Origin of the sequence: Candidatus Pseudothioglobus sp. Uisw_086 (genome assembly GCF_048085745.1) — a bacterium.
Taxonomy (GTDB): domain Bacteria; phylum Pseudomonadota; class Gammaproteobacteria; order PS1; family Pseudothioglobaceae; genus Pseudothioglobus.
Genome location: NZ_CP159803.1, coordinates 417,138 through 428,902, shown reverse-complemented (window position 1 = coordinate 428,902; position 11,765 = coordinate 417,138). Strand labels below are relative to the sequence as shown.

Here is an 11,765-nt window from a genome sequence, read left to right as displayed (position 1 = left end):
AGTTTAAGTTTCTGAATCTTTAGTTAAAATAATTGCATCACTTACCAATTGATGAACACTTACAATCATGTATGGATCAAAATCATAATTAGGCAGTACCTTAGAAAACTGTGATTTACATATAGCGCAGATTGCAGCCAATGTGTTTACGCCATTGTCTTGTTCACTTTGCTTTAGGGCATGCATTCTTGGTTTTGCTCCCTTTATTCTTAAATCAATAAGATCATCGGTAAGAAGTCCACCGCCGCCGCCACAACAAAAGGTAGCAGACTTTATTGTAGATTTATGCATATCTGAAAAGTTATTACATGCGGCCTTAATGACCTCTCTTGGAAGAATAAACTGGCCATTTTCAATATCACCCATATTACTTCCACGAGCAACATTACATGAGTCATGGAAAGTTACCACTCGATGATCATTTTTAGACTTATCAAATGACAATTTATCTCTTTGGATTAAATCATAAGTAAATTCAATCATATGTTGTGGCTGAGGATAATTACTATCTAATTGGTTTTGAAGTTTTAATGAATATTCATCACTCCCTCCACTACCCAAGCCAGTAAGGGTATTCCAAAAACTATAAGCTACTCGCCATGCATGTCCACACTCACCAACCACAACACGTTTAACATTCAAGTCAAGTGCTGCCTTACGAATTCGCAATGCTCCCTGCCTCATAACATCATAATTACCAATAAACATCCCAAAATTTGCAGCCTCAGAGGCATAAGAACTTAATGTCCAGCTTACACCGCTTTGATGAAAAACTTTAGCATAGCCAATAAGCCCATCAATATGGGGTTCAGCAAAGAAGTCTGCTGAAGGAGTGACCATTAAAACTACAGAATTTTTAATATCAAGAGGCAACTTAACACTTACTCCAGTCTCCTCTTCAATCTCCTCCTCTAAGTCAGCTAAAGTATCTCTAAGAGCTGGCTCTGGCATCCCTAAATTATTGCCAATTTTATTAATTTTTCCTAAAATTTGGTTCGGATATTTTTGTCCCACACCAATTGCATTCATTACTTCACGAGCTGCCATTGAAATTTCAGCAGTATCAATTCCAATTGGGCAGAATACCGCACATCTTCGACATTGCGAGCACTGATGAAAATAGTTATACCAATCATCTAGCATATCCTCATCAAATTCTTTAGCGCCTACTAGTTTTGGAAAATACTTCCCAGCAAAAGTAAAGTGTCTCCTATAAACGCTTCTAAATAAATCTTGCCTAGCAACTGGCATATTTTTAGGATCAGCCGTTCCTAAATAATAGTGACACTTATCAGTACAAACACCACACTTCATACAGGAATCCAAAAAAACTTGGACAGACCGATATTTGGATTTAGTTTCCGCAATTTTATTGATTGCTACTTGCTGCCAGTTATCTATTTTTTCACCTGGAAATCCTAGGTCTTTTTGAATATCTATACTCGCCTTAAAAGGTCCTTTACCAGCCATTGAGTCTTTTTTTAATGGCGGAATAGCAAGATAGGTAGGAAGTTTTTCAATACTATTTTTAGACATAATTAGCTCCCTTTATCATTGTTGTGCTCGAGATCAATTTTAGTATTTTTTTCTTTTTGCATTGCCCACTGGGAGATATGCCTCTTTTTACGTGCATCATCTACTTGATTAAGCGTTGGAGCAAAAAATATACCTGGACCATGTAATAATTTTGATATTGGGAAAATAGCTATAAGAAAGAAGACTGGAAAAATATGAGCTAAGAAAATCGCTTCTGATGGCAATTCAGACCACTTAAAAGTAATTAAACCTTCTGCAAAATTTTTCACAAGGAGCATGTTTGGATGATTATTTGCGAAGGTCATTACCATTCCACTTGCACCAATAAAAATTATTAATAGCAACATAAGATAATCTGATGGTGCTGAAATATATCTAACCCTATCCACAAAAATCCTTCTACCTAGTAATCCAAGTAAACCAAAAATAAGAGGATAAGCAGCGTATTTTAATGGTTCAGTTTTAAGTAATATTAATGGAATTTCACCAGGCCAAAAATAAACCAAATGACGAAAAAAAAGAAGGACTAGAGCAAGATGAAAACTCCAACCAAAAAGCCAAGTCCACTTACTTGATTTAAAAAGAGTTGCAAATAAAAAAACTTCTTTAGTAAGTCTTAAAAATACTCCAGATTTTGTTAATGGAGCAGGCGCAATAGGTATTTTAAGCGGTGCAGGGGTATTCCAATATTGAACAATCTTATAAGAAAGTCCTGTAATAAAGATTAATACAGAAAAGTAGAAAAAGAGTGTAAAAAAAATGCTGATTGATGACATATGACTTATTTTTTATCTCAAAATGAAAGTCAAGATTAATTTTTCATTCTAAACACAGCCTGTTGGTTTAGGGAGACCAGCGAATCGACATCCCTGCTTCGCAGGACCATATGGAAAAAGCGAATAGAGGTAACGAGAATTTCCTTTATCATTACCCAGTTTTTTAGCTATTGCCTTTGTAAGAACTCTTACTGCAGGGGCAAACTCATATTCTTTATAATAAGCCTGAAGAAAATTAATAACTTCCCAATGCTCAGTGGAGAGATTTATACCATCCTCTTCAGACATCGCATTTGCAATCTCAACACTCCAATCTGAAACATTTAATAAGTAACCCTCTTCATCTACTTCCGCGCCTAGTATTTCAGCCATAGTATTTCTCAATCCTTTAAGAGTTTACTAGAAAATTATTTACACTATTTGCAACACCTCGGCCTTCATTAATTGCCCAAACAACTAGTGATTGGCCTCTTCGGCAGTCTCCAGCAGAGAAGATTCCTTTTTGAGAAGTAGTATACTCACCATGCTTAGCTTTGTAGTTTCCACGTTCATCAATATCAATATTTGCATCTTCACTTAGATAGTGCTCAGGAGAAAGAAAGCCCATTGACAGGAGAACCAGCTCAGCATCCCAAATTTTGTCAGTGCCATCAATTTCATTTAATTTACCATCTACAAGTTCAACATTAACTGTTTTAATTCCGCTCACATGTCCATCCTTATCTTTAATGAAAGACTTTGTGAGAAGTTGATATTGCCTTGGATCTTTACCAAAAACTTTGTGAGACTCTTCGTGACCATAATCAACACGAAAAATTACTGGCCACTCTGGCCAAGGATTAGTTTCAGAGCGAGCTTCTGGGGGCTGACTCATTAATTCAAAATTAGTTATAGACTTAGCACCCTGGCGAAGAGAAGTGCCTATACAATCAGTTCCTGTGTCACCACCACCAATTACAATTACATTTTTGCCTTTAGCAGAGAGCTCACTATTGTCTGCATAACCGTTATCCAAAAGACTTTTAGTATTGGAAGTCAAGTACTCCATAGCAGGATAAATCCCAATAGCATTTCGATTTTCAGCTGGCAAGTCTCTTGCCTTTGTTGCGCCAGTTGTAAAAACAACAGCATCAAATGATTTTTTCAAATCTTTCGTTGAAATATCTTTACCAATATCAGTATTAGTAATAAACTCAACGCCCTCTTGTCTTAATAAATCTACGCGGCGATCAACAACATCTTTGCCTAGCTTCATATTAGGAATACCATACATTAAAAGACCACCAATACGGTCATTTCGTTCATAAACAGTTACAGAGTAACCTATTTGATTAAGCTCATCAGCAGCAGCTAACCCTGCTGGTCCAGAACCTACTAGAGCCACTTTTTTTTCAATGCGAGTATTAACTGGTCTCGGCTTTATCCAGCCCTCTTCAAATCCTTTGTCAACTATAGCTAACTCAATATTTTTGATTGTAACCGCTGGGTTATTTAATCCAAGAACACATGAACCCTCACATGGAGCAGGACAAACTCTTCCTGTAAACTCTGGAAAGTTATTAGTCTTTTCTAATCGCTTTAATGCCTCTTTCCATTCATTATTGTAAACAAGGTCATTCCATTCAGGAATCAAATTATCTATTGGGCATCCACTTGAAGACTGGCAGAATGGAACTCCGCAATCCATACAACGAGCCCCTTGCTCTTTAAGCTGATCTAAATTATGGGTATCAGCAAATATCTCACCAAAATCCTTTATACGAATTTCTACTTCACGATAGGATTCAACTTGCCTATCTAGCTCTAAAAATCCGGTTACTTTGCCCATTATTTGTTTTATAAAAAATATTTTTTTGATTATCTCATATTATGGTTAAAACATTTAAAAAATAATATGATTAATATCTATTTAATAGCCCTTAGTTTCTTGTGTAGGATAGAAAAAATATGTATAATTACGGCTTTTTCGGAACCCTTAAAAGGTAGAGACGTGAATTTAATTGATCAAATCGAAAGTGAACAACTAAGATTGGACATTCCTGAATTTTCTTCAGGAGATACTGTAGTAGTTCAGGTAAAGGTCCGTGAGGGAACTCGTGAGAGATTACAGGCCTTTGAAGGCGTTGTTATAGCAATAAAAAACCGTGGTATAAGCTCAGCGTTTACTGTTCGGAAAATATCTCATGGTGAAGGAGTTGAAAGAGTTTTTCAAACTCATTCCACTATGATTGATAGTATAACAGTCAAACGAAGTGGTAAAGTTCGCCAAGCAAAATTGTATTATCTGAGAGGACTTACTGGTAAAGCTGCACGTATCAAAGAAAAACTTAAAAAGAAATAATCATTTTATTTTAGTTCTAAATGCCAGTTTTACTGGCATTTTTTTTGCCCCATTTACAAAATACTCACGTAGAATAATCCCAAATGAATAGTGATCTGATAGACCAATTTATTGATTTCTACTGGCTAACAACTGGCGCCAGTAAAAATACCTTAAGTGCGTATCGCTCTGATCTTAAAATTTTTAGTAAGTGGCTTAATAATAGTTCGCTTATAGATGTTGATAAGAAACAGATACAAGATTATTTTTCATATAGAAAAGATTCAAATATAAGTGCCTCAACTCAGTCTAGAATGCTAACTTGTCTTCATTCTTTCTATCAATATTTATCTGACAAACAAAACTTAAAAATTGACCCAACTGAACAATTAGATTATCCAAAATTAGAAAAAAAATTACCTGTATTTTTAAATGTTCAAGAAGTTGAACGCTTGTTAGAGGCGCCAAATAGTAAATCATTATTTGGTCAGAGGGATCGAGCAATGCTTGAATTGCTATATTCTTGCGGGCTCCGCGTTTCTGAACTAATTAATTTAAGTTACCATAACATTAATCTAAAAGATGAATTTATACGCATTCATGGAAAAGGAAATAAAGAAAGATTACTGCCAATGGGCGAAATTGCAATTGATTATTTAACAAAATACGAGCTTAATTCAAGGCCGGCACTATTAAAAAATGGTCAGAGCGATAGCTACTTTTTATCAAATAGAGGAAGGGCAATGTCTAGACAAAATTTCTTCTATATTATTAAAGATTATGCATCAAAAGCAGGAATAGATAAGCCACTCTCGCCTCACTCTCTAAGGCATGCCTTTGCTACTCATCTTGTTCAAAAAGGAGCTGACCTTCGCTCTGTTCAATTGATGCTTGGGCATAGTGATATTTCAAGCACTCAACTCTATACACATATTCAAAATGCACAGCTTAAGACGCAGCATCAAAAGCATCACCCAAGAGGATAAAACACTAGACTAAAGTTTATGAGCAATCAAGATTGTCTAACTTGTATAGCAGGGGCTTTGTTAAAGCTGAAAGTGAGATTATTGGCCGCCCTTGTTTATCAAAATTGCTACTGGATAGGAATTTCTTAAAACAATCTTCAACTTTTTTCCACTCCTTATCTATAAGTGCAAACCAAGCAGTGTCACGATTTTGACCCTTTACGATAGCCATCTGTCTAAAGACACCCTCATATGAAAAACCGAGTCTTTGAGCTGAGTTACGTGATCTTAGATTAAGAGCATTACACTTCCACTCATACCTTCTATAGCCATTATCGAATGCCCACTTCATCATTAAAAACATTGCTTCAGTGGCTTCAGTCGTTCTTTGAAGAAGCGGAGAATAGTTTATATGGCCAACTTCAATTAAACCATCAGCTGGATTAATTCTTAAATAACTTGCAATACCAATCGCTTTATTGAGTTTTTTACTAATAATAGCAAAAAAAATAGGATCATCATTTTTTTCAAATGATTCTATCCATTTATGATATTCAGGCTCAGTTTTAAAGGGTCCATAGGGAAGATAAGCCCAGTTAATATTCTCCTTATCTAATGCATTAGACAAAAAAAGCTCTTTAGAATACTTGTCTGCAACCAAAGGATTTAAGCTAACCAATTTTCCTTCAATTGAGATGCCTCTTGGATGTGGAGGCACTGAAAAATTATTTACAATTTCACCAAATTTCATGAATAAGTCCTTAAAACTATTTTGACTGCATTTGATAAGTTACAAAATCTATTGTTCCTGAAATCTTATCATAAACTGCTCGCGCCCTCTGATTATCACTTGCAGTAATCCATCTAACATATGGCCAATCATTTTTTTGGGCAAGTGATTTAAGCTCTTTAAATAAGGACTGAACGATGCCAGAACCCCTGTATTCTGGATGAACATACAAGTCATCTAAAAAACCAATTAGTGTGCCCCTTAATGGCGATGGCATTTCTCTGAAATGCATAAAACCAACTAATTTTCCCTGGGAAGATCTAACACCAATAGCATAAAATTTATTTTCTTCATCAAATATCCATGACCAGACTGTATCAAGAATGTCTTCATTCATAGGCATTTTATAAAAGTCAGCATAACCTTGATAAAGTTCGCACCATTGCTCTTTATCATCTATTTGTAGACTCTCTACTATCATTACTGCATTAATTTTTTAAAGGCGACCTCAAGCCTACCCACTGCAGCGTCAACATCTTTAAGTTTATCTAGTCCAAACAAACCAAGTCTGAATGTTTGATAATCACCTCCTTCATCACACTTGAGAGGAACGCCAGCTGCAATTTGCATACCCATATCTTTAAATTTTGTACCATTGTGTATTTTTTTATCAGAGGTGTAACTTACAACAACTCCTGGAGCAAGAAAGCCATCAGCTGCAACACTAATAAAATTATATTTACTAAGTAGGCCTCTTACTCTATCTCCAAGTTCTTGTTGTTTTTGACGTGCATTATCAAAACCAAATTCAGCAGTCTCATTAATGGTATCTCGGAAGTGCTTAATTGAATCTGTAGGCATTGTCGCATGATAAGCATGCCCGCCATTTTCATAGGCCTGCATAATCTGAAGCCACTTAAGAAGGTCACATGAGTAGCTTGTACTTTGAGTCTCATGTATCTTTTTAGAGGCATTTGATGAAAGCATTACCATTCCAAATGATGGCGATGCACTCCAACCTTTTTGAGGGGCACTCACTAAAATATCAACTCCAAGTTTCTCCATATCGATCCATATTGCGCCTGAAGCAATACAGTCTAGAACAAACATTCCACCAACTGAGTGAACCGCTTCTGCAACAGTTTGAATATAGCCATCAGGAAGAATAATTCCGGCTGATGTTTCTACATGAGGTGCAAAAACCATAGCTGGTTTTTGACTTTTAATTTGATTTACAACTTCATTGACGTCAACAGGCACGAATGGAGATTGAGATCCATCACTAATTTTGCGAGCTTTTAAGACTACTTGCTCAGAAGGAATATCACCCATTTCAAGAATCTGTGACCATCGATAACTAAACCATCCATTTCTCAAAACTAAACAACTTTTATCAGTTGCAAATTGTCGAGCTACAGCCTCCATTGCATAGGTGCCTCCGCCAGGAACTAAAACAACTGCTTCAGCGCAGTAAACCTTCTTTAGTGATTCAGAAACCTCATTCATTACGCTTTGGAATGAATTAGACATGTGATTAAGTGATCTATCAGTATAGACTACTGAGTATTCTAAGAGTCCATCAGGATCAATATTTGGTAATAAGCCTGGCATTTTATAACTCCATTAATTGTAATTGAAAAAAAGACTACAACAATTCTACACAGAATTGAAAAAAAAATATGAGGAAAAAACTGAAATAATTAGAGTACTAAAAGATGAATTAAACTATATATAAAGAACTTCAAGAATTTCATAAAGAATGTCGCCTTTAGGCGCCTTAACAGTTACCTCATCGCCCTCTTCATTTCCCAATAGCGCATTAGCTATTGGTGAATGACAAGAAATTTTACCAAGCTCAATATCAGCCTCGTCTTCTCCAACAATTTGATAAGTAGTTTCAGTATCGTCAGAAAGATTCAAAAGTTTAACCGTAGTTCCAAATACACATCGGCCATCCTGGTTAAGCTGCCTAACATCTATGACTTGTAATCGAGATAACTTAGATCCAATATCTTGAATTCTTCCTTCAATGAAGCCTTGCTCTTCTTTAGCAGCATGATATTCAGCATTCTCTTTTAAATCACCATGCTCTCGGGCCGTAGCAATGTCACTTACTATTCTTGGACGCTCTTCATCTTTAAGTCTTAGTAACTCAAATTCAAGAGCTTTTGCTCCACTAACTGTTATAGGTATTGTGTCCATAGAACTTATTTGTGAATTGATTGTAAAGAGCGAACTTCAAGTTTATTTGGAGACATTAAACCATCAAGCATAGCAAAAGCTGCTGCAACTGTTGTCGTACATGGAATCTTATGAATCAACGCTTGACAACGAATAACTGAGGCATCTTCTAATCCTTGTGAATCATCAGTTGAATTAATAATTAAACTGATTTCATCATTCTTAATAGCATCAACAATATGCGGCGAACCCTCCGAAACTTTATTAACCATTGTACATTCAAGGCCAGCTTGTTTGAGAATTTCTTGATTTGTGCGTGTTGCAACAATTTCAAAATTTTGATTAATTAGTCTTTGGCCTAACTCCACAAGCCTTCCCCTATCTAGAGTTCGAAGACTTACTAACACTTTGCCACTAGTAGGAATTATATCGCCCGCTGCAAGAAATGCTTTATCAAATGCTGAAGGAAAATCTGGACCAACTCCCATGACTTCTCCAGTTGATCTCATTTCTGGACCTAAAAATGGATCGACTCCTAGAAATTTATTAAATGGAAAAACTGATTCTTTAACTGAGTAGTGCTTGGGAATAATCTCTGATGTAAAGTTTTGCTCTTGTAAGGATATTCCAGCCATTACACGTGCTGCAATATTTGCAATTGAAGCGCCAGTTGCTTTAGAAACAAATGGAACAGTTCTAGAAGCTCTTGGGTTTACTTCAATTACGTAAATCTCGCCATCTTGATATGCAAGCTGAGTATTCATTAAACCAATTACATTTAGCTCCTTAGCCATGAGCTTAACTTGTCTTCTCATCTCATCAAGAACATCATCAGAAAGCGAATGAGGTGGTAATGAACATGCAGAATCTCCAGAATGAATTCCTGCCTGCTCAATATGCTCCATAATTCCGCCAATAACAATATCTTTTCCATCACTTATTACATCAATATCAACTTCGATTGCATGATCTAAAAATGAATCTAGTAATACTGGAGAATCATTAGAAACTTGAACTGCAGTTTTCATATAACGCTCTAGATTTTCCTTGTTATACACAATCTCCATTGCGCGGCCACCCAGAACATATGAAGGCCTAACAACCAGAGGAAATCCAATAAAATCTGCAATCTCAGCTGCCTCCTCTTGTGATCGAGCAGTTCCATTAACTGGCTGCTTAAGACTTAGTTTTTGAATCATTTTTTGAAAGCGCTCTCTATCTTCAGCAAGATCTATTGAGTCTGGACTAGTACCTATAATCCTTGCTCCACTTTTTTCAAGTGCTGCAGCAAGCTTGAGCGGCGTTTGCCCACCATAATGAACAATGACTCCTTCAGGCCTCTCAATGTCTATTACTGCCATAACGTCTTCAAGCGTTAGTGGCTCGAAATATAACCGATCCGAAACATCATAATCCGTAGATACAGTTTCAGGGTTACAGTTAACCATAATAGTTTCAAATCCATCTTTTTGAAGAGCTAGGGAGGCATGAACACAACAATAATCGAACTCTATGCCTTGTCCAATCCTATTTGGACCACCGCCTAAAATCATAATCTTTTTACTATTGGTTGGTTTTGCCTCACACTCAGATTGATAGGTGGAATATAGATAAGCCGTTTGTGTATCAAACTCTGAAGCGCAACTATCCACTCTCTTAAAAACTGGCTTGATATCTAAAGATAATCTTTTATCTCTAAAAACTTCCTCAGTGCATTGAAGGAGATCAGATAATCGTTTATCCGAAAAACCTTTTTGCTTTAATTTATATATTGTTTTGGCATCAAGTTTATTTAGATCAGAACCTTCGATTCTTTTTTCAGATAGAACTAGGTCTTCAACTTGGGATAAAAACCAAGGGTCAATTTTAGAAAGATTATAAGCATCTTTTAAGCTCATACCCATCCTAAATGCATCAGCTAAATAAAATATTCTATCTGCTCCAGCAGACAACAGCTCACTTCTAATTTTTCCTTTAGCATCTTCAGCATTAATATCTACAATTGGGTCTAAACCTGATTTGTCTGTCTCAAGGCCTCTTATGGCTTTTTGAAATGACTCCTGAAAAGTTGAACCCATTGCCATTACCTCACCTACAGACTTCATTTGAGTTGTAAGTCGGTCATCAGCTTGAGGAAATTTTTCAAAGGCAAACCTTGGGATTTTTGTTACAACATAGTCAATAGATGGCTCAAATGATGCTGGTGTTTTACCGCCTGTAATATCATTATCAAGCTCATCCAGCGTATACCCAATTGCTAGTTTAGCTGCTACTTTTGCAATTGGGAAGCCTGTTGCCTTCGAAGCAAGCGCCGATGATCTTGAAACCCGTGGGTTCATTTCAATAATTGTTAACCTTCCATTCTCGGGATTGACAGCAAATTGAACATTAGAGCCTCCTGTGTCGACTCCAATTTCCCTAAGAACCATTAGAGATGCATTTCTCATTACTTGGTATTCTTTATCAGTTAGAGTTTGAGCTGGAGCAACTGTTATTGAGTCACCTGTATGAATACCCATAGGATCAAAATTCTCAATAGCACAGATGATAATGCAGTTATCCTTACTATCTCTAACAACCTCCATTTCAAACTCTTTCCAACCTAAGATTGATTCTTCAATTAAAAGTTCATTAGTTGGAGATAGATCAAGTCCTCGTTGGCATATCTCAATAAACTGCTCTTTATTGTAAGCAATTCCACCACCAGAGCCACCCATTGTAAATGAAGGCCTAATAATGGTTGGATAACCGACTTGTTCTTGAACTTTAAGCGCCTCATCAATAGTATGAGCAATTGCAGCCTTAGGCATATCAAGACCAATTTTTAACATTGCTTGACGAAATAACTCCCTATCTTCCGCCTTATCAATTGCCTCTTTATTCGCTCCAATCATCTCAACATTATGCTTTTCTAAAATACCATGACGATCAAGATCTAATGCGCAATTAAGTGCTGTCTGACCACCCATAGTTGGCAGCAAAGCATCAGGCTTTTCTTTTTCAATAATTTTTTCAACTGTTTTCCACTCGATTGGCTCAATGTATGTCGCATCAGCCATTTTAGGGTCAGTCATAATGGTTGCAGGATTTGAATTTACCAAGATTACTCGATACCCCTCTTCACGAAGAGCTTTGCATGCTTGGGCTCCAGAATAGTCAAACTCACAGGCTTGTCCAATAACAATCGGCCCTGCTCCAATAATTAAAATACTTTTTATGTCTTGTCTTTTAGGCATCTTTATTCAAATTTGAAGTTA

General features: G+C 36.4%; 11 protein-coding genes. 2 read left to right on the top strand and 9 right to left on the bottom strand.

Annotation, left to right across the window (positions count from 1 at the left end; translation table 11 throughout):
- Positions 1-3: 3 nt before the first annotated feature.
- The 4 genes from dsrK to ABXT49_RS02080 are packed head-to-tail and all read right to left on the bottom strand — an operon-like array spanning position 4 to position 4,140.
- Positions 4-1,536, bottom strand: a complete 1,533-nt coding sequence (gene dsrK, locus ABXT49_RS02095) for a sulfate reduction electron transfer complex DsrMKJOP subunit DsrK (RefSeq protein WP_416652768.1) — start codon at positions 1,534-1,536, stop codon at positions 4-6.
- A gap of 2 nt (positions 1,537-1,538) precedes the next feature.
- Complete coding sequence (locus tag ABXT49_RS02090; RefSeq protein WP_416652767.1) at positions 1,539-2,312, bottom strand: respiratory nitrate reductase subunit gamma; 774 nt, start codon at positions 2,310-2,312, stop codon at positions 1,539-1,541.
- Between the two features lie 48 nt (positions 2,313-2,360).
- A complete protein-coding gene (locus ABXT49_RS02085) occupies positions 2,361-2,684 on the bottom strand; it encodes a TusE/DsrC/DsvC family sulfur relay protein (protein WP_271541570.1) in 324 nt (107 codons plus the stop codon).
- Between the two features lie 16 nt (positions 2,685-2,700).
- Positions 2,701-4,140 carry a glutamate synthase subunit beta gene (locus tag ABXT49_RS02080; RefSeq protein WP_416652766.1) on the bottom strand — a complete coding sequence of 480 codons (1,440 nt, stop codon included), beginning with the start codon at positions 4,138-4,140 and terminating at the stop codon, positions 2,701-2,703.
- A gap of 162 nt (positions 4,141-4,302) precedes the next feature.
- Here ABXT49_RS02080 and rplS point away from each other — a divergent pair, with 162 nt between their 5' ends.
- Together rplS and xerD are read left to right on the top strand one after the other, a co-directional pair.
- Positions 4,303-4,653 (top strand): 50S ribosomal protein L19, encoded by a 351-nt coding sequence (gene rplS, locus ABXT49_RS02075; RefSeq protein ID WP_416652765.1) that lies wholly within the window; start codon positions 4,303-4,305, stop codon positions 4,651-4,653.
- A gap of 83 nt (positions 4,654-4,736) precedes the next feature.
- The gene (gene xerD / locus ABXT49_RS02070) at positions 4,737-5,618 is read left to right on the top strand and encodes a site-specific tyrosine recombinase XerD (RefSeq protein WP_416652763.1); all 882 of its coding nucleotides are present in this window, start codon (positions 4,737-4,739) and stop codon (positions 5,616-5,618) included.
- A gap of 16 nt (positions 5,619-5,634) precedes the next feature.
- Here xerD and ABXT49_RS02065 read toward each other — a convergent pair whose 3' ends face one another.
- The 5 genes from ABXT49_RS02065 to carB form a co-directional block, all read right to left on the bottom strand.
- Entirely contained in the window at positions 5,635-6,348 is a 714-nt protein-coding gene (locus ABXT49_RS02065; RefSeq protein WP_416652760.1) for a GNAT family N-acetyltransferase, read from the bottom strand.
- Between the two features lie 16 nt (positions 6,349-6,364).
- On the bottom strand, positions 6,365-6,808 hold the full coding sequence (locus ABXT49_RS02060; RefSeq protein WP_416652757.1) for a GNAT family N-acetyltransferase: 444 nt from the start codon (positions 6,806-6,808) through the stop codon (positions 6,365-6,367).
- Entirely contained in the window at positions 6,808-7,938 is a 1,131-nt protein-coding gene (locus tag ABXT49_RS02055; protein ID WP_416652755.1) for an aminotransferase class V-fold PLP-dependent enzyme, read from the bottom strand. Before ABXT49_RS02055 ends, ABXT49_RS02060 begins: the two co-directional genes overlap by 1 nt.
- A gap of 114 nt (positions 7,939-8,052) precedes the next feature.
- Positions 8,053-8,529: a transcription elongation factor GreA gene (gene greA, locus ABXT49_RS02050; RefSeq protein ID WP_416652753.1), complete on the bottom strand. Its 477-nt coding sequence runs from the start codon at positions 8,527-8,529 to the stop codon at positions 8,053-8,055.
- 5 nt (positions 8,530-8,534) lie between these two features.
- Positions 8,535-11,744: a carbamoyl-phosphate synthase large subunit gene (gene carB, locus ABXT49_RS02045; protein ID WP_416652750.1), complete on the bottom strand. Its 3,210-nt coding sequence runs from the start codon at positions 11,742-11,744 to the stop codon at positions 8,535-8,537.
- Between the last annotated feature and the right edge of the window lie 21 nt (positions 11,745-11,765).

Coding starts and splice junctions, on each gene's coding strand:
- dsrK (WP_416652768.1), bottom strand. CDS start 1,536: ATGTCTAAAAATAGTATTGAAAAACTTCCTACCTATCTTGCTATTCCG.
- ABXT49_RS02090 (WP_416652767.1), bottom strand. CDS start 2,312: ATGTCATCAATCAGCATTTTTTTTACACTCTTTTTCTACTTTTCTGTA.
- ABXT49_RS02085 (WP_271541570.1), bottom strand. CDS start 2,684: ATGGCTGAAATACTAGGCGCGGAAGTAGATGAAGAGGGTTACTTATTA.
- ABXT49_RS02080 (WP_416652766.1), bottom strand. CDS start 4,140: ATGGGCAAAGTAACCGGATTTTTAGAGCTAGATAGGCAAGTTGAATCC.
- xerD (WP_416652763.1), top strand. CDS start 4,737: ATGAATAGTGATCTGATAGACCAATTTATTGATTTCTACTGGCTAACA.
- ABXT49_RS02065 (WP_416652760.1), bottom strand. CDS start 6,348: ATGAAATTTGGTGAAATTGTAAATAATTTTTCAGTGCCTCCACATCCA.
- ABXT49_RS02060 (WP_416652757.1), bottom strand. CDS start 6,808: ATGATAGTAGAGAGTCTACAAATAGATGATAAAGAGCAATGGTGCGAA.
- ABXT49_RS02055 (WP_416652755.1), bottom strand. CDS start 7,938: ATGCCAGGCTTATTACCAAATATTGATCCTGATGGACTCTTAGAATAC.
- greA (WP_416652753.1), bottom strand. CDS start 8,529: ATGGACACAATACCTATAACAGTTAGTGGAGCAAAAGCTCTTGAATTT.
- carB (WP_416652750.1), bottom strand. CDS start 11,744: ATGCCTAAAAGACAAGACATAAAAAGTATTTTAATTATTGGAGCAGGG.